Annotated in this window: 15 protein-coding genes and 1 pseudogene; 5 read left to right on the top strand and 11 right to left on the bottom strand. The window is 71.2% G+C overall.

Annotation, left to right across the window (positions count from 1 at the left end; translation table 11 throughout):
• Nucleotides 1-5 precede the first annotated feature (5 nt).
• The 3 genes from CLV72_RS22000 to CLV72_RS21990 form a co-directional block, all read right to left on the bottom strand.
• A complete protein-coding gene (locus CLV72_RS22000) occupies nt 6-2,138 on the bottom strand; it encodes an NAD(P)H-dependent oxidoreductase subunit E (RefSeq protein WP_106249726.1) in 2,133 nt (710 codons plus the stop codon).
• Nucleotides 2,139-2,466: 328 nt separating this feature from the next.
• On the bottom strand, nt 2,467-4,428 hold the full coding sequence (locus CLV72_RS21995; protein WP_106249723.1) for a molybdopterin oxidoreductase family protein: 1,962 nt from the start codon (nt 4,426-4,428) through the stop codon (nt 2,467-2,469).
• 47 nt (nt 4,429-4,475) lie between these two features.
• Nucleotides 4,476-5,471 carry a 2-dehydropantoate 2-reductase gene (locus CLV72_RS21990; protein ID WP_106249720.1) on the bottom strand — a complete coding sequence of 332 codons (996 nt, stop codon included), beginning with the start codon at nt 5,469-5,471 and terminating at the stop codon, nt 4,476-4,478.
• A gap of 267 nt (nt 5,472-5,738) precedes the next feature.
• Between CLV72_RS21990 and CLV72_RS21985 the strand changes: the two genes are divergently transcribed.
• Complete coding sequence (locus CLV72_RS21985; protein ID WP_425428109.1) at nt 5,739-6,956, top strand: molybdopterin molybdotransferase MoeA; 1,218 nt, start codon at nt 5,739-5,741, stop codon at nt 6,954-6,956.
• Here CLV72_RS21985 and selD read toward each other — a convergent pair.
• Nucleotides 6,953-7,966: a selenide, water dikinase SelD gene (selD, locus tag CLV72_RS21980; protein ID WP_106249715.1), complete on the bottom strand. Its 1,014-nt coding sequence runs from the start codon at nt 7,964-7,966 to the stop codon at nt 6,953-6,955. The two genes, CLV72_RS21985 and selD, sit on opposite strands and share 4 nt — an antisense overlap.
• Before the next feature lie 246 nt (nt 7,967-8,212).
• On the opposite strand from selD, the gene CLV72_RS21975 reads away from it, so the two are divergent.
• Complete coding sequence (locus CLV72_RS21975) at nt 8,213-8,911, top strand: GntR family transcriptional regulator (RefSeq protein ID WP_106249713.1); 699 nt, start codon at nt 8,213-8,215, stop codon at nt 8,909-8,911.
• Between the two features lie 184 nt (nt 8,912-9,095).
• The gene (locus tag CLV72_RS21970; protein WP_106249711.1) at nt 9,096-10,028 is read left to right on the top strand and encodes a TIGR03619 family F420-dependent LLM class oxidoreductase; all 933 of its coding nucleotides are present in this window, start codon (nt 9,096-9,098) and stop codon (nt 10,026-10,028) included.
• 146 nt (nt 10,029-10,174) lie between these two features.
• Here CLV72_RS21970 and CLV72_RS21965 read toward each other — a convergent pair whose 3' ends face one another.
• The 7 genes from CLV72_RS21965 to CLV72_RS21935 all read right to left on the bottom strand — a co-directional run bounded on the left by CLV72_RS21965 (nt 10,175) and on the right by CLV72_RS21935 (nt 20,557).
• A complete protein-coding gene (locus CLV72_RS21965) occupies nt 10,175-11,263 on the bottom strand; it encodes a TerC family protein (RefSeq protein ID WP_106249710.1) in 1,089 nt (362 codons plus the stop codon).
• A gap of 121 nt (nt 11,264-11,384) precedes the next feature.
• Entirely contained in the window at nt 11,385-11,957 is a 573-nt protein-coding gene (locus CLV72_RS21960) for a hypothetical protein (protein ID WP_211303031.1), read from the bottom strand.
• Between the two features lie 47 nt (nt 11,958-12,004).
• Nucleotides 12,005-13,411, bottom strand: a complete 1,407-nt coding sequence (locus CLV72_RS21955; RefSeq protein WP_106249708.1) for an Nramp family divalent metal transporter — start codon at nt 13,409-13,411, stop codon at nt 12,005-12,007.
• A gap of 359 nt (nt 13,412-13,770) precedes the next feature.
• Nucleotides 13,771-15,900 carry an acetate--CoA ligase family protein gene (locus CLV72_RS21950; RefSeq protein WP_106249706.1) on the bottom strand — a complete coding sequence of 710 codons (2,130 nt, stop codon included), beginning with the start codon at nt 15,898-15,900 and terminating at the stop codon, nt 13,771-13,773.
• Between the two features lie 3 nt (nt 15,901-15,903).
• Entirely contained in the window at nt 15,904-17,133 is a 1,230-nt protein-coding gene (gene frc / locus CLV72_RS21945; RefSeq protein ID WP_106249704.1) for a formyl-CoA transferase, read from the bottom strand.
• A gap of 103 nt (nt 17,134-17,236) precedes the next feature.
• The gene (locus CLV72_RS21940) at nt 17,237-18,940 is read right to left on the bottom strand and encodes a thiamine pyrophosphate-binding protein (RefSeq protein ID WP_245930375.1); all 1,704 of its coding nucleotides are present in this window, start codon (nt 18,938-18,940) and stop codon (nt 17,237-17,239) included.
• Between the two features lie 165 nt (nt 18,941-19,105).
• Nucleotides 19,106-20,557, bottom strand: a complete 1,452-nt coding sequence (locus CLV72_RS21935) for an MFS transporter (protein ID WP_106249699.1) — start codon at nt 20,555-20,557, stop codon at nt 19,106-19,108.
• Nucleotides 20,558-20,992: 435 nt separating this feature from the next.
• Here CLV72_RS21935 and sucC point away from each other — a divergent pair, with 435 nt between their 5' ends.
• Both sucC and CLV72_RS21925 read left to right on the top strand, forming a co-directional pair.
• Entirely contained in the window at nt 20,993-22,168 is a 1,176-nt protein-coding gene (sucC, locus tag CLV72_RS21930; protein ID WP_106249697.1) for an ADP-forming succinate--CoA ligase subunit beta, read from the top strand.
• A gap of 14 nt (nt 22,169-22,182) precedes the next feature.
• A pseudogene (locus tag CLV72_RS21925) lies at nt 22,183-22,466 on the top strand (succinate--CoA ligase subunit alpha); the annotation flags it as partial.

Raw genomic sequence — 22,466 nt, 5'->3', positions numbered from 1 at the left:
GATGGTCATGGCTGCTCCGTTCCAGCAGAGGTGCCGCCGGACCCGCCGGCAGGTTCCAGCGGGAACACGCCGAGCCGGTCGATGGCCGACTCCACCGCGTTCCACGCGGTCTGGCCGAGGCCGCAGATGGAGGCGTCGCGCATGGCGCCGCCCACCTCCCGCAGCAGGGTGAGGTCGGTGCGGCGCCCGGCGGGGGCGTTCACCATGCGGTGCAGCGCCTCCTCCTGGCGCACCGTGCCGACCCGGCACGGCACGCACTGGCCGCAGGATTCGTCCCGGAAGAACTGCGCGATGCGCAGCAGCACACCGCCGAGGTCGACGGTGTCGTCCAGCACCAGGATCACGCCCGAGCCGAGCGTGGTGCCGGCCTCGCGGGTGCCCTCGAAGGTGAGCGGGATGTCGAGTTCGTCGCCGCGGACGAAGCCGCCCGCGGCGCCGCCGAGCAGGACGGCGCGGATCTCGCGCCCCTCGGGGGCGCCGCCGGCCAGCTCCAGCAGTTCGCGCAGGGTGGCGCCGAAGGGCAGTTCGTAGATGCCGGGGCGGCGTACCGTGCCCGACACGCAGAACAGCTTGGGCCCGGTGGAGCGGCCGGTGCCGATCGCGGCGTAGCCGGGGCCGCCCATCTCCAGGATGGGCAGCACGTTGATCAGCGTCTCGACGTTGTTGATGACGGTGGGCTTGCCGAACAGGCCCTTCTCCACCGGGAACGGGGGCTTGCTGCGCGGCTCGCCGCGCTCGCCCTCGATGGAGTTGAAGATCGCGGTCTCCTCGCCGCAGATGTAGGCGCCCGCGCCCCGGCGGACCTCGATGTCGAAGTCGAAGCCGGTGCCGAGGATGTCGGTGCCCAGGAGGTTCCGCTCGCGTGCGGCGGCCAGCGCGTTCTCCAGCCGCTGGAGCGCCCGGGGGTACTCGCCGCGCAAGTAGACGTAGCCGTGGGTGGCGCCGATCGCGTAGCCGGCGATCGTCATCGACTCCACCAGCGAGAAGGGGTCGCCCTCGATGACCACGCGGTCCTTGAAGGTTCCCGGCTCGCTCTCGTCGGCATTGCAGATCAGGTACTTGGGCCGGTCGGGCTGGCGGGCGGTGGCGTCCCACTTGCGGCCGGTGGGGAAGGCGGCGCCGCCGCGCCCGACCAGGCCGGAGTCCAGCACCTCCTGGATGACGCGGGCCGGCCCGATCTTGAAGGCCTGCCGCAGCGCGTTGTAGCCGCCCGCGGCGCGGTAGTCGTCCAGGCTCTCGGGGTCGACGGTGCCGATCCGGCGCAGCAGCACCAGCTCGGGGTCGCCCGCCTGCGGTACGGCCGCCTCGGCGGGCGGCTCGGGCTCGCCGCCCGGGATCAGGGCGGTGCCGAAGGTGAGCGGGGAGGCCGCGGCCGGCTCGACGGAGGGGTCGGCGGTGCGCGCCGGGGGCTCGGCCGAGGCGTCGGCCGGTGCCCCGGCCGGCGGGGCGGCCGCACCAGCGGGCTCGGCCGCGCCGGTGAAGGCGGCGCCGTCGACCGGGGCCAGCCCGACCTCGGCGCCCTCGCGGTGCCCGTTGGCCGAGGCGTCGCCGGGGGCGGCGGCCGGGGCGGCGCGGCCGCCCAGGCGCGCGAGCACCTCGCAGGTGGCAGGGGCGGAGACGGCGTAGGTCGGCGGCTCGCCGGCCTCCAGGGTGAGCGCGGCCGGGCCGCGCTCGCACATGCCCAGGCAGGGGCTGTGGTGCCACTCCACCTCGGCGTCGGCGCCGCGCGGGCCGTGGTGGCCGACGCGCTCCTCCAGCTCCGCGACCAGCGCGTCGGAGCCGAGCGCCTTGCAGGCGATGTCGGTGCAGACGTGCATCACCTTCTTCGGCCGCTCGCGCACCGCGAACATCGCGTAGAAGGTGGCCACGCCGTACGCCTCGGCCGGCGGCACGGTGAGCCGCCGGCAGACGTAGTCGAGCGCGGCCTGGCTCAGGTAGCCGACCCGGTCGTTGACCGCGTGCAGCACGGGCAGCAGCAGGTGCCGCTGCCCCCGCGCGGCGTGCCCGCCGTGCGCGCGGCGCAGGTCGTCCTCGGTGCGCGCACCGCCGACCCACGCGGAGTCGGGTGGCCCGAGCACCGCGTCCACCGCGGCCTGTTCCTCCGACGACGGCAGTGCGTCGAGGAAACGTAGATCCACGTCAACCTCAGCTTTCCGATGGGGCGCCGGTCAGCGCGGTCGTCGAAGCGACCCGTGGAGCGGGCTGATGCCCCGCGGATGTGCGTAGACGATACGGAGCCACTGTTACCTGGATTCTGTATGCCGTCTACGGTATGCCTCGGTGCGACGTGGTGCAAGACACAAGCACTGACGCAACGCTCAGACTACTCCTGCCGTCCGCCACGGGCCGTCGCGCGGCCCGGTACGTCCGGTCCGGAGCGGTCCGTCGGCGTCGCCGGCGGACCGCTCCGCTGGATGGTGGTTCCCGTCCGGGCGGGCCGGGAGGGGTCGCCCGCCCGGACGGGGGTCAGCGGGCCAGGGCCGCGCGGTCCTGGGCCTGTTTGCGCTGGGCGATCAGTCCCTTCTCGGCCTCGGCGCGGGACAGGCGTTCGACCCGTACCGCGGTCGCCTTGTACTCCGAGGTGCCGGCGATGGGGTCGGTCGCCTCGATGGTGAGGGCGTTGACGTCGATCTCGTCGGGGAAATGGAAGGTCATGAAGACCAGCCCCCGGCGCAGAGCGGTGTCGAGCCGGACCGGGGCGATGATCGACCCCCGCCGGGAGACGATCCGCACCAGTTCGCCCTCGGTGACGCCCAGCTGCTCGGCGTCCTCGGGGCCCAGGTCCAGGGTCTCGCCCCGGCGCAGCGGGGAGTCGTAGCCGCTGGACTGGACACCCGTGTTGTAGGAGTCCAGCCGCCGGCCGGTGGTCATCCGCAGCGGGAAGTCGTCGTCCAGGACGTCGACGGGCAGGGCGTGCTCGACCGCCTTGAAGGGCGCGGGTTCGCCGCGCTTGTCAGGGTCGGCCTCCCACAGGCGGTGGTGCAGGTAGGTCGGCTCCAGCTCGTCCAGGCTGAAGCACGGCCACTGGATGCCGTGCAGGCGCTCCAGCCGCTCGTAGGTCATCCCGTAGTGCATCGGCGACAGCGAGCGGACCTCGTTCCAGATGTCCTCGGCCGACGGGTGGTTCCAGTCGTGCCCCATCCGGCGCGCGATCTCGCAGATGATGTCGATGTCGTCCCGGGCTCCGGGCGGCGGGTCGAGCGCCTTGCGGACGCGCTGCACCCTTCGTTCGCTGTTGGTGACGGTGCCGTCCGACTCGCACCACGCCGCCGCGGCGGGCAGCACCACGTCGGCCAGTTCGGCCGTACGGGTGAGGAAGATGTCCTGCACCACCAGGTGGTCCAGGCCCTTCAGCCGCTTGATGGTGTGGCCCGCGTCGGCCTCGGACTGCGCCGGGTTCTCGCCGATGCAGTAGACCGAGGTCAGCGTGCCCTCGTCCATCGCCTCCAGCATCTGGGTGAGGTGCTTGCCGTAGCGGGGCTGGATCTCCACGCCCCACGCCGAGCCGAACTTCTGCCGCACCTCGGGGTCCAGGATGTCCTGGAAGCCCGCCAGCCGGTTGGGGATGGCGCCCATGTCGCCGCCGCCCTGCACGTTGTTCTGGCCGCGCAGCGGGTTCAGGCCCGAGCCGTACCGGCCCACGTGGCCCGTGAGCAGGGACAGGTTGATCAGCGCCCGGACGTTGTCGGTGGCGTTGTGGTGCTCGGTGATGCCCAGGGTCCAGCAGATCTGCGCCCGGTCGGCCCGCGCGTAGGCGTGGGCCAGCTCCCGGATCGAGTCGGCCGGAACCCCGGTCTCCTGAGCGGCGACCTCCAGGGTCCAGGGTTCGACGGCGGCCTTGAGCTCCTCGAAGCCCGTGGTGGCGCGCCGGACGAAGGTCTCGTTGTACAGCCCGGCATGGATGATCTCGCGGGCGACGGCATTGGCGAGCGCGATGTCCGTGCCGACGTTCAGGCCCAGCCAGCGGTCGGCCCACTTGGCCGAGCTGGTGCGCCTGGGGTCGACGACGAACAGCCGCGCGCCGTTGCGCACGCCCTTGAGGAGGTGGTGGAAGAAGATCGGGTGCGTCTCACGCGCGTTCGAGCCCCACATCACGATGACGTCGGTCTCTTCGATCTCCTGGTAGGAGGAGGTGCCACCACCGGCACCGAACACTGCCGCCAGACCGGCGACGCTGGGAGCGTGTCAAGTTCGGTTGCAGGAGTCGACGTTGTTGCTGCCCATCACCACGCGGGTGAACTTCTGGGCCATGAAGTTCATCTCGTTCGTGGCGCGCGAGCACGAGAACATCCCGTACGCGTCGGGCCCGTGGGCGTCCAGGTTCCGCTGGAAGCCCGCGGCGGCGCGGTCCAGAGCCTCGTCCCAGCTGGCGGGGCGCAGCTCTCCGTTGTCCCTGACGAGCGGCTGGGTGAGCCGGGTGTACTTCATGGTCGTCTCCAGGGGGCCGGTGTATACAAAGCCTGTGTCTCAGTCAATCATGCGGGCGTCGGAACGAGATCGCCAGCCTGCACCCGCTCGTTGAGCAGGCCCGCCACCGCGTTGACCGCGCGCAGCGTGGGCACCTCGGCCCCGGTGAGGTCGGCCAGTTCGACCACGGCGGCCAGGATGACGTCGAGTTCGAGCGGCTTGCCCTTCTCCAGGTCCTGGAGGGTGGAGGTCTTGTGGTCCCCGGTGCGCTCGGCGCCGGCCAGCCGCCGCTCGATGGAGATGCTGGGGCTGCTGCCCACGCGCTCGGCCACGTCGACGGTCTCGCGCATCATCGTGGTGACCAGTTCGCGGGTGTCGCGGTTGCGGCAGATCTGGGCCATCGTGGAGCGGGTCAGCGCGCTGATCGGGTTGAACGCGATGTTGCCCATCAGCTTGACCCAGATGTCGTTGCGCAGGTCGGTCTCGACCGGGCACTTCAGCCCGCCGGCCACCATGGCCGCGCTGAAGTCCAGGCAGCGCTGCGACCGGGTCTGGTCGGGCTCGCCGATCGAGAAGCGGGTGCCCTCCAGGTGGCGGATCACGCCGGGCGCCTCGATCTCGGTCGCCGCGTAGACGACGCAGCCGATGGCGCGCTCCATGGTGAGGGTCTTGGTGACGGCGCCGTCGGGGTCGACCGTCTGGATCCGGTAGTTCTCATAGGGCCCGGACAGCTTGTGGAAGTACCACCACGGGATGCCGTTCTGCGCGGCGATCACGGCGGTGGTGTCGTGCAGCAGCGGGTTGAGGAGTGGGCCCGACGAGGCGTAGGAGTTGGCCTTGAGACCCAGGAAGACATAGTCGACCGGGCCCACCTCGTTCGGGTCGTCGGTGGCATGCGGGTGCGCGGTGAAATCGCCGCGCGGGCTGAGCACGCGCACACCGTCGCGGCGGAGCGCCTCCAGGTGCGCCTTTCGAGCGATGAGATGGACCTCGGCTCCGGCGCGCGACAAGGCTGCGCCCACGTATGCGCCGATGGCACCAGCGCCAAGAACAGCGACCTTCACGTGAACTCCGTCCTCGAGAACTGAATTCTGTGTACAGTATGCTACACGCAGGCCATCCTGGCGAGACTTGGGTCACACGTAAATTGTGAAGGGATGCACAAGAGCAGGTCAGCGACTGTTCGACGCCTCCGTGGCCGGGCGTGTCGCCGGAGCGCGGCGGGAATCAGGGCAGGTGCTCCGGAGGAAGCGTCCGGTGCGCGGGTGGCCCCGCGGGCGTCGTGGACAATCGAGGGACCTTTCGACCATCCGGGAGCGCAGGTGGAAGTGATCGAGTCCGGGCACCCCCGAAGCGGCCGAGCCGGCCACCGGCACGCCGGCACCACCTGGCCCCAGGCCCGCGCCGCCGCCGTCCGGCTGGCCGAGCGCGCACGGCCGGCCGCCCCCGCCAGGGTCCCGCTGGCCGACGCGGCCGGCGCCACCCTCGCCGAGCCGCTGTACGCGCTGACCGGGCTCCCCGGCCACGACGCCGCCGCCATGGACGGCTACGCCGTGGCCGGCGCGGGGCCGTGGCGGATCACCGGCCGCGTGCTGGCCGGGGAGGGCGCCCCGGGGCCGCTGCGGGCGGGGGAGTGCGTGGAGATCGCCACCGGCGCCCCCGCGCCGCAGGGCACCGAGGCGGTCCTGCCCTACGAGTACGCCGACCGCGATGGCGACACCGTGCGCGGCGAGGCCGAACCCGGGCGGCACGTCCGGCGGCGCGGCGAGGACTGCGCCGAGGGTGAGCGGGTGCTGCCGGCCGGCGCGGCCGTGACCCCCGCCGTGCTGGGCCTGGCCGCCGCGCTGGGCCACGACGCCCTGTCCGTGCGCCGCCCCCGGGTGTCCGTGCTGGTCACCGGCGACGAGCTCGCCACCTCTGGGCGGCCGGCGCCCGGACTGGTGCGCGACGCCGTCGGGCCGCTGCTGCCCGGCCTCACCGCCTGGGCCGGGGGAGCGGCCGAGCCGGTGCGCTACGTGCCCGACACCTACGCCGCCATGGTCGACGCCGTCGCCTCCTGCCGCGCGGCCGACGTGGTGGTGGTCTGCGGCGCCTCCTCGGCCGGACCCGCCGACCATCTGCGCGCCGCGCTGGCCGAGCTGGGCGCCGAGATCGCGGTCGACGGCGTCGCGGTGCGCCCCGGCCACCCCCAGCTGCTCGGCCGGCTGCCCCGCGGCGGCGGCCGCGACGCCGTGGTGATCGGGCTGCCGGGCAATCCCTACGCCGCCCTGGGCGCCGCCGTCACCCTGCTGGTGCCGGTGCTGCGCGGCCTGGCCGGGCGCCCGCCCGCCGGGGTGTGGCGCACCGCGCCGCTGCCGGAATCGGTGCGCGCCCACCCCGCCGACACCCGGCTGGTGGCGGTGCGGTTGGCGGACGGCCGCGCGGTACCCGTCGGCCACGACCGACCCGGCGTGCTGTGGGGCGCCGCACTGGCCGACGCGCTGGCGGTCGTCCCGCCCGGCTGGACGCCGGGGGACGGAGAGGCCGAGCTGCTGCCGCTCCCGGGCTAGCGGACCACCAGCGGGTACTCGCCGGCCGGCACCAGTTCGCCGATGACCGGCGCGCCCGGCACCTCGCCGGCGAGCAGCAGGCCGCCCGAGGTCTGGGCGTCGGCCAGCAGCAGCCGGTCGGTCTCGGAGGCGGCGCCGAACTCGGTGTGCGGGGCCACCCAGTCCAGGTTGCGGCGGGTGCCGCCGGAGACGTAGCCCTCGCGGACGGCGTCGCGGGCGCCGAGGATGTAGGGCACGGCGGCGGAGTCGACCACGGCGGTCACCCCGCTGGCGCGGGCCATCTTGTAGAGGTGGCCGAGCAGCCCGAAGCCGGTGACGTCGGTGGCGGCCCGGACCCCGGCGGCCAGCGCGGCGCGCGAGGCGTCGCGGTTGAGGGCCGTCATCGCGGCCACGGCCTCCTCGAAGACCTCGCCGGTCGCCTTGTGCCGGTTGTTGAGCACGCCCACGCCCAGGGGCTTGGTCAGCGACAGCGGCAGGCCGGGGGCGGCCGCGTCGATGCGCAGCAGCCGGCCGGGGTCGGCGATGCCGGTGACGGCCATGCCGTACTTGGGCTCGGGGTCGTCCACGCTGTGGCCGCCGGCGACGTGGCAGTCGGCGGCGTGCGCCGCCTCCAGACCGCCCCGCAGCACCTCGGCGGCCAGCTCGAAGGAGAGCACGTCGCGCGGCCAGCCGAGCAGGTTCACCGCGATCACCGGCTCGCCGCCCACCGCGTAGACGTCGGAGAGCGCGTTGGTGGCGGCGATCCTGCCCCAGGTGTAGGGATCGTCCACCACGGGGGTGAAGAAGTCGGCGGTGGCGACCAGGGCGCGCCCGCCGGCCACCCGCACGACCGCCGCGTCGTCGCCGTCGTCCAAGCCCACGATCAGCTCCCCGGGGGCCTTCGCGGGGTGCCGGCCCACCAGACCCGACACGACGGACTCCAACTCGCCGGGCGGGATCTTGCACGCGCACCCGCCGCCGTGGGCGTACTGGGTGAGCCGGATCGGGGCCGCGGCCTGCGTCTGCGTCATGTGGCCTACAGTATGCCGCCGTGTCCGGGTTCTGCCATCGGCATGGAACACGTCACGCATCGACATATCCGGTCTCGGAGCGCGTCATTTCCGAGGTAGCACCGGTACACTGTAGACAACAAACAATCCCGGCGGCGCGGCTCGATCTGGTTCTGTACGGTGCTGTACGCCGCCGCTCGTGGGCACGGTGCCCGGCAGCCGACACGGCGCGGTGACCGCGGAAGCGATCATCTGGAGTTGACACCCATGCCATCTTCGCCCCTGGCCAAAGGCTCGAATCGGATCCAGCGGCCGGTGCCGCTGCGCGAGGGCGTCTACGAGGCGCTGCTCGAACTGATCATCATGCGCGAGCTGCAGCCCGGCCAGCACCTGGTGGAGAGCGAGCTGGCGATGCAGCTGGGCGTGTCCCGCCAGCCGGTGCGCGAGGCGCTGCAGCGGCTGAGCACCGAGGGCTGGGTCGACCTGCGCCCCGGCTACGGCGCCTTCGTGCACACCCCCACCGAGAAGGAGGCCGACCAGCTCCTCGCGGTACGCGCCCTGCTGGAGACCGAGTCGGCCGGGCTGGCCGCGGTGAACCGCACCGAGGAGGGCCTGGCCCGGCTCCGCGAGCTGTGGGACGCGGGCGTGGCCGCCGTCGAGGCCGGCGATGTCGACGCCGTCGTGCTGGCCAACGCCGACTTCCACATGCACGTCGTGCAGCTGTCGGACAACGCCGTGCTGGCCGAGCTGGCCGCCCAGGTCGACCGCAGGGTCCGCTGGTACTACGCCCCCGTCGCCCGGCTGCGCGGCCGCCGCTCCTGGGAGGAGCACGCCAAACTGATCGAGGCCATCGCCGAGGGCGATGCCGACGCCGCCCGCCGGGTGATGCGCGACCACACCGAGAACACCCGCCGCACCTACCACGAGCAGGTCGACGGCGCCGGCGTGGAGGCGGCCGGAGTCTAGCGGCCGCCGCCGAGCGTCCCCGCGACGGCCCAGCGCACGCATCCGGTCCCGGCACCGCGCCGGGAGCGGCTGCGCCGCTACCGTCGGTGGTTCGACCGGCACGATTCGCCCGGACCGCACGAGGTCCGGGCGGAATGATCAACGGTTCCAGGCCCGTTCAACACGGGACGGGTAGCTTGCCCTCATGAAGATCGGATTCGGAGCGCCGGTGGCCGGCGCATGGGCGACGCCTCGCGGCCTCGCGGACTTCGCGATTCGGGCCGAAGCACTTGGCTACGACTCGCTGTGGACCTTCCACCGGCTGCTGGTGGCCGAGGGCGACGAGGTCGCCCCGGTGTACCGCAGCGTGCTGGACCCCCTGGTGGCGCTCGGCTTCGCCGCCGGGATCACCAAGCGCATCCGGCTGGGGGTGGCGCTGGTGAACCTCCCCTTCGTCTCACCCGTCTACCTGGCGAAACAGGCGTCCACCCTGGACGTGCTCAGTAACGGCCGCCTCGACCTGGGCCTCGGCATCGGCTGGTCGCCGGTCGAGTTCGCCGCCACCGGCGCCGTGCCGAAGCGGCGCGGCGCCCGCGCGGAGGAGTACCTGCGGGTGCTGGACACGCTCTGGAACGACGAGATCAGCTCCTTCGAGGGCGAGTTCTACACGGTGCCGCCGGCCGCGATGCAGCCCAAGCCGGTGCAGCCCGGCGGCCCGCCGGTGCTGCTGGGCGGGGCGGTGCCCGCCGCGCTGCGCCGGGCCGGGCGGCTGGCCTCCGGGTGGATGAGCCGCAGCGCCACCGACCTGGACCGCATCGGCGAGGGCATCGCGATCGTCAAGCAGGCCGCCGCCGACGCGGGCCGCGACCCCGACGCGGTCCGGGTGGTGGTGCGCGGCGTGGTGCGCGCCGAGCCGGGTGGCGCGGGCGTGCCCGGCCCCGACGGGCGGCGGCTGCGGCTGTCGGGCTCCTACGAACTGATCCGCGAGGACGCCGCCTGGCTGGCCGAGCAGGGCGTCACCGAGCTGTACTACGACCTCAACTGGGACCCCGCCGTCGGCCACCCGAAGGTGTCGGAGGAGGCGGCCGCCGATCGCGCCGGGGAGATCATGGCGGCGCTGGCCCCGGGCGCCGGCTGACGGCGCCGCACAGCGACGACGGCGGCCCCGGGCGCGATGCCCGGGGCCGCCGTCGTGTGTCGGGCCCGTGGTGCGACCCTTACCGGTTCCGGCGCGCGGGCGATGGCGGGCCGGAACCGGTAAGGGAGTAGGGGAGGGCGGGCGGCTCAGCGCCGCTCGCTGGGCTCCGCCTCGTCGTCGCGGCTGAAGCGGTTCGACGTGCCGCCCGGCGGGGTGTCGGAGTCCATGTCCGCCACCTCGGCCGGGTAGTCGCCGGGCCGGTCCGCCGCCGGTGCGGCGGCGGCCGCCTCCCGCTCGTCCCTGCGCGCCTTCATCAGGCTGAGCACGGTCGTGACGGTCAGCACGCCGATGATGACGCCCAGGGAGGTCAGGGTGTCGATCTCCGGCACCGGCCAGTGCAGCGAGGTGTGCATGGCGTGCAGCACGAGCTTCACGCCGATGAAGGCGAGGATGATCGCCAGCCCCTTGCTCAGGTAGACCAGCTTGTTGAGCAGGCCGCCGATGAGGAAGTAGAGCTGCCGCAGGCCCATCAGCGCGAAGGCGTTCGCGGTGAACACCAGGTAGGGCTCCTGGGTGATCCCGAAGATCGCCGGGATCGAGTCCAGCGCGAACAGGATGTCGGTCATGCCCACCGCGATCATGACGATCAGCAGCGGGGTGGCGAAGCGCTTGCCGTCCAGCCGGACGGTCAGCTTGGCGCCGTGGTAGCGGTCGGTGGTCGGCATCACCCGGCGCACGTAGGAGACCACCGCGGGCTCCTTGTACTCCTCGTCCCCGTCGTCATGGGAGACGATGAGCTGCCAGGCGGTCCACAGCAGGATGCCGCCGAAGATGAAGAAGACCCACGCGAAGGCGTTGACCGCCGCCGCGCCCACCGCGATGAAGATGCCGCGGAAGATCAGCGCCAGCGCGATGCCGACCAGCAGCACGCGCTGGCGGTGCTCGGCCGGGACGGCGAAGGAGCCGAGGATCAGGATGAAGACGAACAGGTTGTCCACGCTCAGCGAGTACTCGACGATCCAGCCGGTGAAGAAGTCGAGGCTCTGGTCGCCGCCGGCGAAGAAGCTGAGGCCGATGCCGAAGGCGATCGCCAGGGACACGTAAATGGACACCCAGATCGACGACTCTCGCATCGAGGGTTCGCGGGGATTGCGGACGATGAGGTAGAAGTCGAAGCAGATGACGGCGAGGAGCGTGGCGATCGTCGTCGCCCACACCCAGAAAGGCACATCCACACTTGTCTCCTGGGGTTCGGCAGCTTGGCGCACCTGCCCGCCGGGGCCGGGTGCCGTCGGTGTGACGGCATCGGCCCGGCCCCGGTGAGCAGTGCTGTATCGGTTTATTGACGGGTGGTGCTCAACGCACGGACGGCTTCTTCGCCGCCCTGCGCTCCCGGGCCCGCCGCGCGGCGTCCCGGTCCTGTGCTTCGCGCGCCTCCTTGCGGCGCACCTGGATCGCGGCATGCGCCAGGTAGCGTTCGGCGAGGTCGCCCGCCAGCGGGTTGTGCACCCGCGCCCACAGCAGGAAGCGCGGGGCGATCCGCTCGTGCAACCAGAGGAAGCCGATCGTGAAGCCGATGCTGAGCATCGCCTGGAACAGCAGGAACGACCACAGCGGCTCGCTCAGCATTTCGTCGTAGCCGAACACCACCGCCAAGGTCGCCTCGTGCAGCAGCCGAGCCAGCGGGAAGGCGGCGGCCCAGTAGGCCGCCATCGGCGCCACCGTGCCGACCTTGAACACCCCGCGTGCCAGCAGCACGCAGTAGCCGAGGCCGGCCAGCGCCAGCGGGATGCCCAGCCCGAGGCCGTTGGCCACCGCGTACCCGGCGGTCAGCGGGCCGAGCAGCGTGATCACGCCCGCGAACAGGCCGCAGAACAGACCGATCGCGATGCCCGGCAGTCCGACTTCGACGGCGTCCCGCAGGGACACGGGCGGAGCGGGCCGCTCGTCCTGCCGACGCTGTTGGTGAGTAGTCATCAGTCCAACACGACCCCGAATGCGAAGAGGCTGTAGAACAGGGCGCCCAGGTAGAACACGGCCGCGAGGGCCAGCACCACGTTCTGGAAGATGTTCGGCCGGATCGGCTTCGGCAGCGTCAGGTTGTTCACCAGCAGCAAGGTAACGCAGTAGGCACCCATGGCGAAGGACGACAGGAAGGCCAGGGTGTCCAGGATCGCCGCCGGGCCGTCGGCCGGACCGAACAGCAGCACCAGGATGCCGAAGAGGATCAGACCCCACAGGAAGAACGCGTAGAGCTGCGAGATGCTGAACCGCTTCGCGCCGGGCACGAAGAAGAAGGTCATGTCCGCCTGGCCCCGGGAGAAGGAGTCGAACAGGCCCAGGGTGGCGTTCAGACCGATCAGCGCGATGAAGCAGAAGAAGACGGTGCCCAGGATCGGGCTGCCCGCCGCGGCGAAGGAGCCCGCCATGGCGTCCAGCGCCGCGTCGCGGTCACCGGCCCGCAGCAGGTCGGCGACGCCCGGGTCGTACCGGACGGACGCCTGCGCCAGCACCGTGAAGGAGATGGTCACCAGCATCGTGATGCCCCAGAACATCACGAGGGCGTCGTAGGTGACCCAGCGGCGCCAGCCCTTCCACTTCTTCATCTCCTCGGGGTCTTCGGTGTCGAACATAAAGCCCCGCGACGGCATGCTCTCCTGCTCGTCGGCGTTGACCAGGCCGCGGATGCGCGGGATGTGCGCGCCCATGCCCGCGCCCTTGTCGCGCAGGTGCAGCGTGTACCACATCTGCTGCATGCCCGAGGGGCCGGCGAAGGCGAGCGCACCGACGATCACCGGGAACCACTCGGCGGTCAGCGCCTCGTCCGGCACGTAGCCGAAGGCGAACATGCCGGTGATGGTGCTCGTCAGGTCGGCGAAGCTGCCGACCATGGCGGCGACGACCGCGGTACCGACCACCAGCAGGCCGATACAGATCGACAGCACCGTCTCCAGCAGGTTGTAGACCACTTTGGCGAGTGTGAAGACCACACCCACCAAGAGCATGCCCGCGACCGCCGTGGCCTGCCAGGGTATGCCCGTCACCCGCTCGAACGCGGAGGCGCCCGCGCTGAGGTGGCCCGGCCAGATGTAGACCAGGATCGCGGTGAGGAAGAAGAACCACATGAGTGGCTTGAAGACCCGCGCGGCGCCGAAGAAGATGCTCTCGCCGGTCGCCATGGCGTACCGGGACATCTCCAGCATGACGAACGCCTGGAGGGTCACACCGATCAGGAACAGCCAGCGGATCTCGGGCCCGAACAGCAGCACGAGCCGCGGCCACATGTACGACTCGCCCATACCGACGCCCAGGGCGACCAGGAAGATGGTCGGACCGAGCAGGTGGATGGACGGTGGGGCGTCGGGGAGCTTCCGGATCGGCATCGGCTCAAGCCGACCCGCCTTCCAGAATCGTTCCTCGGCGACCTCGCCCGACGGCTGTCCGCCGGCGGATGAGGTTGGGGTTGAATCCACGGTTGGCCCTCCAAATGGGATGCGTGAATGCGGGCGCTGCCCCCAGGTGGCCCCCTCGGGTGTGGTGCGGCTTCCTCCATCTGTGGTCGTGCCGGGGGAGGACGGCCGGTCGCGTCCGCTGGCGGTGCTCGCGCGACCGACGGGGTCCGGCAGCCGGATCAAGCGGCGGCGTCGCCGGCTGCCGGACCATGTCGTACTTCTTTGTATTCGGTATACGGGAGACAAGTACCGCTGATCAAGCCTTGCCGCCCCGTTCGGTTACAACGGGCTTACAACAGTCCGGCGGCCCGGGCCCACCTGTACTTGGCGCCCAGGACCTGCACCGGCTTCTCCGTGGTGTACGGGTAGGCGACGATGCCGCGCTCGAACAGGTACTGGCTGGCCGCCTCCACCTCGGTGTCCCCCGACAGCGAGGCGACGATCGGCTTCTGGATGCCCTTGGCGCGGGCCTCCTCGACCACCTTGGAGACGACCTCCGCGAAGACCATCGGCGGCGTAACGATCGTGTGCCAGTAGCCCAGGATCAGCGCGTGGATGCGCTCGTCCTCCAGGCCCAGCCGGATCGTCGCCTCGTAGGTCGACGGCGGCTCGCCACCGGTGATGTCCACCGGGTTGCCGGCCGCGCCGAAGGGCGGGATGAAGGCCCGGAAGGCCTTGTCCAGGTCCGGCGGGATCTCGTACAGCGACATGCCGTTGTCGACCACGGCGTCCGACAGCAGCACGCCCGAGCCGCCCGCACCGGTGATGATGACGACGTTCTCGCCGGTCGGCGCCGGCATGACCGGCAGGGCCCGGCCGAACTCCAGCAGCTCGTTGAGGCCGGGCGCGCGGACCACGCCGGCCTGCCGCAGGATGTCGTCGTACACCTTGTCGTTGCCGGCCAGCGCGCCCGTGTGGGAGCTGGCCGCCTTGGCGCCGGCCGAGGTGCGGCCGGCCTTCAGCACGATGATCGGCTTCTTCGGCACGATCTCCTTCGCGGCCTCGACGAACGCGCGTCCGTCCTTGAGGTCCTCCAGGTGCATCGCGATCGCGTTGGTGTTCTCGTCCTGCCCGAAGAAGGTCAGCAGGTCGTCCTCGTCGATGTCGGCCTTGTTGCCGACGCCCACGATGGCCGACACACCGGTCTTGGTGGAGCGGCTGTAGCCGAGGATGGCCATGCCGATGCCGCCGCTCTGCGAGGTCAGCGCGGTACCGCCGCGGACGTCGTAGGGCGTGCAGAAGGTCGCCGACAGGTTCTCCGGCGTGTAGTAGTAGCCGTAGATGTTCGGGCCGAGCAGCCGCACGTCGTACTTGCGCGCGATGTCGAGCACCTGCTGCTGGAGCTCCACCTCACCGGTCTCGGCGAAGCCCGACGGGATGAGGATCGCGCCGGCCACGCCCTTCTTGCCGACCTCCTCCACCGCCGCGGCGACGAACTTGGCCGGAATGGCGAAGACGGCGACGTCGACGTCGCCGGGGACCTCGCTGATGCTCTTGTACGCCTTGCGGCCGAAGACCTCGTCGGACTTGGGGTTCACCGGGTAGATCTCGCCGGTGTAGCCGCCGTTGACGATGTTCTTGATGACCGAGTTGCCGATCTTGCCGGTCTCGTTCGAGGCGCCGATGATGGCGATCGAGCGCGGCTTGAAGATGCGGTTCATCGCGCCGAGGATCTCGTCCTTGCTGAACTTCTTCGGCCCCTGGCGGGCCTCGAAGTCCAGCACGATCCGCACGTCGGCGGCGACCGCGTCGCGGGAGGTGGCGAAGACCGGGTTCAGGTCGGCCTCGGCGATCTCCGGGAAGTCCGTCACGAGGTCGGAGATCCGGGTGATCAAGTCGGCCAGCTTCTCGCGGTCGACGCCCTCCTGGCCGCGCACGCCGTGCAGCACGGCCGCGGCCTTGATGTCGTCCAGCTGCGAGAGCGCGTCCTCGCGCGAGACCGGGGCGAGCCGGAAGGTGACGTCCTTGAGGACCTCCACCAGCACGCCGCCGAGGCCGAAGACCACGATCTTGCCGAAGGTGTCGTCGGTGGTGGCACCGATGATGACCTCCTGGCCGGCGCCCACCTGCTGCTGCACCTGCACGCCGGTAATCGTCGCCGAGGCGTTGTAGGCGCGGGCGTTGGCCACGATGCGCTCGTAGCCCGAGGCGACGGCCTCGGGGGAGTCCACGCCGACCAGCACGCCGCCGGCCTCGGTCTTGTGCAGGATCTCCGGCGAGACGATCTTCAGCACCACCGGGAAGCCGATCTCGACGGCCTTGGCCACCGCGTCGTCGGCCGAGGTCGCCACCGCCTCCTTGGGCGTGGCGATCCCGTAGGCGTCGGTGACGGCCTTGCCCTCGGGGGCCGTCAGCGATGACCGGCCCTCGGCGCGGGCCTTGTCGAGTACGGCCCGTACCGCGTCCTTGTCGTAGGACATACCTCAGATCACTCCGTTCGACTTCAACTCGGCGAGCTCATTCGCCGAGAGTCCGAGTTCGCGGCCGTATACGGCGTCGTTGTGCTCGCCGAGCAGTGGAGAGCGCTCCACGTCGACGGGCGAGTCCGACAGCCGGATGGGGCAGCCGACCGTCTTGTAGGTGCCCCGTTCGGGGTGGTCCACGGAGACCACCACCTTGTTCTCGTTCAGGGTCGGGTCCTCGGCCAGCTCCTTGGTGGAGAGGATCGGACCGCAGGGGATGTTGTGCTCGTTCAGGGCCGCCAGCACGTCCCACTTGCCGTGCTGGAGCGACCACTCCTCGATCAGCGCGAAGGCCTTGTCGAGCTTGTTGAGCCGGGCCTCGGGGGTGGCCCACTCGGGGTCGGTGGCCAGCTCGGGCTTACCGATGATCTTGGCGATCGGCGCCCAGCCCACCGGCTGGATGATCACGTAGACGTAGTCGTTGGGGCCGCCGGGCGCGGTGCGCACCGCCCAGCCGGGCTGGCCGCCGCCGGAGGCGTTGCCGGAGCGCGGCACCTCGTCGCCGAAGGTCTCGTTGGGGTACTCGGCCAGCGGGCCGTGCGCGAGCCGCTGCTGGTCGCGCAGCTTCACCCGGGTCAGGTTCAGCACGGCGTCCTGCATCGCGACCTGCACGCGCTGGCCGCGGCCGGAGTGGGTGCGCTGGTAGAGGGCGGCCAGGATGCCGGCCACGGTGTGCATGCCGGTGCCGGAGTCGCCGATCTGCGCGCCGGTGGCCAGCGGCGGGCCGTCCTCGAAGCCGGTGGTGCTCATCGAGCCGCCCATCGCCTGGGCGATCACCTCGTACGCCTTGTAGTCGGCGTACTTGCCGGGGCCGAAGCCCTTGATGGAGGCGTAGATCAGCCTGGGGTTCAGCTCCTGCAGCCGCTCCCAGGTGAAGCCCATCCGGTCGACGGCGCCGGGGCCGAAGTTCTCGACCAGGACGTCGGAGGACTCCACCAGCCGGGTGAAGATCTCCTTGCCCTTGTCGCTCTTCATGTTGAGGGTGATGCTGCGCTTGTTGGAGTTCAGCATCGTGAAGTACAGGCTGTCGGCGTCGGGAAGGTCGCGCAGCTGGCGCCGGGTGATGTCACCGGTCGGCGCCTCCAGCTTGACCACGTCCGCCCCCAGCCAGGCCAGGATCTGGGTGCAGGACGGACCCGACTGCACGTGGGTCATGTCGAGGACGCGGACACCCTCAAGAGCCTTCGTCATGGGTGTTCTCTTTCTCTGGTCCGCCCCGCCGCCAGGGTGCGCCGACCCTGACGGCGGGGCGGGCGGAAGGGGAGAGAGGTAGTCGGTGCCGGTTGCCGGCGGCTTACTTGTACATGGTCTGGTTCATGGTCCCGGGGGCGTAGACCTCCGGGTCGATCCAGACGTTGATCAGCGACGGCTTGCCGGACTCGCGGGCGCGCTGCAGCGCGGGGCCGATGTCGGCCGGGTCCCTGACCTCCTCGCCGTAGCCGCCGAGCATCTTGGCGAACTCCGAGTAGCGGACATCGCCCAGCGTGTTGCCGATGTTGCCGCGGTCGGCGCCGTACTTGGCGATCTGGCCGTAGCGGATCTGGTTCATCGACGAGTTGTTGCCGACGATGCCGACGAACGGCAGGTTGAACCGGACCGCGGTCTCGAAGTCCCAGCCGGTGAGGCTGAAGGCGCCGTCGCCGAAGAGCGCGACGACCTCCTTGTCCGGGCGGGCGTACTTGGCGGCGAGCACGAAGGGCATGCCCACGCCCAGGGTGCCCAGCGGGCCCGGGTCCATCCAGTGGCCGGGGGACTTGGGCTGCACGACCTGGCCGGAGAAGGTGACGACGTCGCCGCCGTCGCCGATGTAGATGGAGTCCTCGGTCAGGAAGTCGTTGATCTCGCTGACCAGCCGGTACGGGTGGATCGGCTGGGCGTCGGAGCGCATCAGCGGCAGGCGCTTCTCGTAGGCCTTGGCCTCCTCGGCCCGCAGCTCCTCAAGCCATGCCTTGCGGCCCTGGGCGCCGTTGTCGCTGCGGCCCGTGGTGGCCTGGAGGACCTGGCTGAGGATCAGGTCGGCGTCGCCGACGATGCCCAGGTCGATGTCGCGGTTCTTGCCGACGGTGGCGTAGTTCAGGTCGATCTGCACCACGGTGGCGTCGGGCGACAGGCGCTTGCCGTAGCCCATCCGGAAGTCGAACGGGGTTCCGACGATGATGATCAGGTCGGAGTTGTTGAAGGCGTAGCGCCGGGAGAGCTGGAAGTGGTGCGGGTCGCCCGGGGGCAGGGTGCCTCGACCCGCACCGTTCATGTAAGCCGGGACGTTGAGCGCGCGGACCAGCTCGATGGCGGAGTCGGTGGCGCGGGTGGTCCAGACCTGGTTGCCCAGCAGGATGCTCGGCTTCTCCGAGCGGACCAGCAGGTCCGCCAGGCGCTCGATGTCCTCGGGGTTGCCGGCCTGCCGGGTGGAGGCCCGGTACTGGCCGGCCTTGGGGATGCGCGCCTTCTCCACCGGGACCGAGGCGTCCAGGATGTCGCGGGGGATCTCCAGGAAGGCCGGGCCGGGGGCGCCGTTGTGCGCTTCGCGGAAGGCCATCGAGACCAGGTCGGCGACGCGCTCGGTGTGCGGCACGGTGGCCGCGAACTTGGAGATCGGGGCGATCATGTCGACGTGCGGCAGGTCCTGCAGCGAGCCCATCTTGTGCTGGCTCAGCGCACCCTGGCCGCCGATCACCAGCATCGGGCTCTCGGCGCGGTAGGCGTTGGCGATACCGGTGACGGCGTCGGTGGTGCCGGGGCCGGCGGTTACCACCGCGCACCCGGGCTTGCCGGTGATGCGGGCGTAGCCGTCGGCCGCGTGCGCGGCCACCTGCTCGTGCCGTACGTCGATGACGTCAATACCCTCGTCGACACATCCATCGTAGATGTCGATGATGTGACCGCCGCAGAGCGTGAAAATCACATCGATACCCTCGGCTTTGAGGGCTTTGGCCACAAGGTGGCCTCCCGAGATGGTGCCTCCGGAGGCGTTGTCGCGCTCGGCCATCTGCGTCGTCATCTCCTCACCTGGCGCCCGCTTCTACGAGCGCGTGTGGCTGGCAGTGCGTTGATGCATACTGCATACCGTATGTTCTCATTGCTACAGGACAGCCCTTCCGGTGTCCAGAGGGTGAACACGATCCGGGATGTGTTTCTGATCCATTTCCGCCGCTGGCCGGCCGCGCTAGCGGGGGTGCGCCGGAAGCGTCCTGGGGTGCCCGGGCTGGCGCAGCAGCCGGGTCAGCGCGGCCGCGAGCAGACCCGCGGCCCCCGCCGCGCAGAACGCGATGGCGTACCCCTGCTCCGGCGGGCCGGCGCCGGTGACGGCCAGGGCCGTCAGGCCGATGCCGATGACGCCGCCGACCACCTTCGCACTGTAGATCGCCCCGGTGTTGGATCCCACGTCCCGGGCGCCGTAGTACTCCAGCGCGAGCGAGGAGAACAGCGGGTAGAACGAGCCGCCGCCCAGGCCGGCCAGCAGCGCGGCGGCGAGCAGCACGCCGAGTGAGCCGGTCGAGCCGCCGTAGAGCAGGCCGAACTGGGCCAGGGCGCCGACGGCCAGCACGAGGCTGAGGGTGCGGCGGCGGCCCAGCCGGTCCGAGAGCCTGCTGGCCACCACCCGACTGGCCCCGTTCGCGCCGACCAGCACGCCCGCGGCAAGCGCGGCGGCGCCCAGCCCGAAGCCGCCCACCCGCAGGGTGAAGTCGGCCAGGTAGGCGATGTTGAACAGGGAGACCGCGCCGGCCAGCGCGAGCGTGCCGAACAGCAGCGGCCAGCAGCGGCTGCGCAGCGCCTCGGCGGGAGAGAACTCCCGCACCGCGGGCGGGTTGGCGGCCCGGCTCCGGTTCAGCCGCTTGTCAACGGCCCAGCTGCGCGGGTCGATGGCCGTGGGCCACCAGTCGCGCGGCGGGTCGGCGAAGTGCCACCCGCAGGCGGCCACCACCGCGCCGACGACGAGGGCCAGCACCGTCAGCAGCATCTCCAGGCCGGCCGGGGTGGCCCACAGGCCGAAGACGGCGATGACCGGGATGGCGCCGTAGGCGAAGGCGCCGCTGACCAGGCCGGCGCGGGTGGCCGGGCGCTCGGGGTACCAGCGCGCGACCGTCGAGGTGCAGGTGTGGTAGACGAGCCCGGCGCCGACACCGCACAGCACCGAGTAGCCGATCAGCGCCCAGGCGAGGCCGTCGGTCCAGGCGAACAGCAGCAGCCCGGCCGCGCACAGCCCGGCGCCGAGCAGCATGGCCGTGCGGGGGAGCAGCCGGCCGGCCGCGCGCAGCCGGGCGGCCGGATAGGCGACGGCGCCCTGGCAGACCGCCCACAGGGCGAGCACGCCGAAGGCCTGCGCGTGCGTCCAGCCGTGCGCGCTCAGCAGGGTGGGGACGGCGACTCCGTAGGCGTACTGGAGGAAGCCGATGGTGACCAGGGCCAGCCAGGCGCCGCGCAGCAGCTGGACGCGGTCGCGGCCGATGATCTCGCGCGGTGGGGGGCCGACGACGTAGCGGCGGCCGTAGCAGTCGCGGACCTCTCCGCGCAGCGGTGCGCCGTAGGGCGGGTAGACGGGGCCGGACTGCGCCGGGACCTGTGGCCGGGAGGCGGCCGGCGCGCTGCCGGCCGGGGGTGCGGGCTGGGCTTGCATAGGGATCGTCCCTTGCGAGTGGCGTATTGCATACTGTATGGAGACATTAGTCACTTGACCATGTGATGTCGAGACCCGCGACAAAAATTGTCTACTGCATACAGTTTGGGTCGGCTCGGCCGCCCACCTGCGGGAGGTCTACGCGGGGGAGCCGTCCGGACACCGATCGGCCGGCCGTGTGACGGTCCGGACGCCGCTCGGACTCGACCGGCCGCCGCCGCCCGCGGCCCGTCGTCCGGATGGATCGAATCGGCCGCGCACCGCGCCGGCGGACTGGGCTGGGCGAACGGAAACAGTTCGAAACTAGCCCTCATCAGCTATTGCATACTGAATACAGTCTGGAGTACACAAGTACGGGTACAGGGCAGCGCGGAGCGTCGCACCGCCAGCGTCAACTCCCCTAGCCATCGGTCCCCCATGAGGAAGGACGCGCCCGTGGACCTCTATGAGCACCAGGCGAAGCAGCTCTTCGCGGAGCACGGTGTCCCGGTCGGACGCCGCCAGCTCGCCGCGACCCCCCAGCAGGCCCGACTCAGCGCCGAGCACCTGGGTGGCCGGGTGGCCATCAAGGCCCAGGTCAAGACCGGCGGGCGGGGCAAGGCCGGTGGTGTGAAGGTCGCGAGCGGTCCGGCGGACGCCGAGGACAAGGCCCGCCAGATCCTGGGCATGGACATCAAGGGCCACACCGTGCACACGGTGCTGGTCGAGGAGGCGACCGCGATCGCGGAGGAGTACTACGTCTCCTTCCTGCTCGACCGCGCCAACCGCACCTTCCTGTGCATCGCCTCCGCCGAGGGCGGAGTGGACATCGAGCAGGTGGCCGAGAGCGACCCCGACGCGGTCGCCAAGATCCCGGTGAACCCGCTGACCGGAGTCGACCGGGCCAAGGCACTGGAGATCGTGACCGCCGCCCGCTTCCCCGAGGACGTGCGCGACGCCTCCGCCGACGTGCTCGTCAAGCTCTGGGAGGTGTTCGTCGGTGAGGACGCCACCCTGGTCGAGGTGAACCCACTGGTCAAGACCGCTTCCGGTGAGATCGTCGCCCTCGACGGCAAGGTCACCCTGGACGACAACGCCGCCGAACGCCACCCCCAGCACGCCGGCTTCGCCGACACGGCCGCGGGCGACGCCCTGGAGGCCCGCGCCAAGGAGAAGGGCCTCAACTACGTCAAGCTCGACGGCGAAGTGGGCGTCATCGGGAACGGCGCCGGGCTCGTCATGTCCACCCTCGATGTCGTCGCCTACGCGGGCGAGGGCTTCAACGGGGTGAAGCCGGCGAATTTCCTGGACATTGGTGGTGGTGCGTCGGCGGAGGTGATGGCCAATGGTTTGGACATCATTCTGGGTGATCCTGCGGTGAAGAGTGTGTTCGTGAACGTGTTCGGTGGGATCACGGCGTGTGATGCGGTGGCGAACGGGATCGTGCAGGCCCTGGAGTTGCTGGAGAGTCGCGGTGAGTCGGTGGACAAGCCGCTGGTGGTGCGTTTGGACGGCAACAACGCGGAGTTGGGCCGGTCGATTCTGACCGAGCGGGCGCATGCGGCGGTGCAGCAGGTGGACACGATGGACGGCGCGGCCGCGCGGGCCGCTGAGCTGGCTGCGGCCAGGTAAGGGCGGTTGGAGCGATGGCGATCTTCCTGACGGACCAGTCCCGGGTGCTGGTGCAGGGTATGACCGGGTCGGAGGGGTCCAAGCACACCGCGCGGATGCTGGCGGCCGGTACCAACATCGTGGGTGGGGTGAATCCGCGTAAGGCGGGCACCGCGGTGGATTTCTCCGGTACGCAGGTGCCGGTGTTCGGCTCGGTGGCCGATGGGATGAAGGCGACGGGCGCGGACGTATCGGTGATCTTCGTGCCGCCGAGGTTCACCAAGGACGCGGTGATCGAGGCGATCGACGCGGGGATCGG

This window comes from Allonocardiopsis opalescens (assembly GCF_003002095.1).
GTDB lineage: Bacteria > Actinomycetota > Actinomycetes > Streptosporangiales > Streptosporangiaceae > Allonocardiopsis > Allonocardiopsis opalescens.
The sequence above is the reverse complement of the archived record's forward strand: the minus strand, read 5'-3'. Positions and strand labels throughout refer to the sequence as shown.

What these genes read in the sequence shown, in the direction of transcription:
- selD (WP_106249715.1), bottom strand. Translation starts at nt 7,966, where the DNA reads ATGACGCAGACGCAGGCCGCGGCCCCGATCCGGCTCACCCAGTACGCC.
- CLV72_RS21975 (WP_106249713.1), top strand. Translation starts at nt 8,213, where the DNA reads ATGCCATCTTCGCCCCTGGCCAAAGGCTCGAATCGGATCCAGCGGCCG.
- CLV72_RS21970 (WP_106249711.1), top strand. Translation starts at nt 9,096, where the DNA reads ATGAAGATCGGATTCGGAGCGCCGGTGGCCGGCGCATGGGCGACGCCT.
- CLV72_RS21955 (WP_106249708.1), bottom strand. Translation starts at nt 13,411, where the DNA reads ATGCCGATCCGGAAGCTCCCCGACGCCCCACCGTCCATCCACCTGCTC.
- CLV72_RS21950 (WP_106249706.1), bottom strand. Translation starts at nt 15,900, where the DNA reads ATGTCCTACGACAAGGACGCGGTACGGGCCGTACTCGACAAGGCCCGC.
- frc (WP_106249704.1), bottom strand. Translation starts at nt 17,133, where the DNA reads ATGACGAAGGCTCTTGAGGGTGTCCGCGTCCTCGACATGACCCACGTG.
- CLV72_RS21940 (WP_245930375.1), bottom strand. Translation starts at nt 18,940, where the DNA reads ATGACGACGCAGATGGCCGAGCGCGACAACGCCTCCGGAGGCACCATC.
- CLV72_RS21935 (WP_106249699.1), bottom strand. Translation starts at nt 20,557, where the DNA reads ATGCAAGCCCAGCCCGCACCCCCGGCCGGCAGCGCGCCGGCCGCCTCC.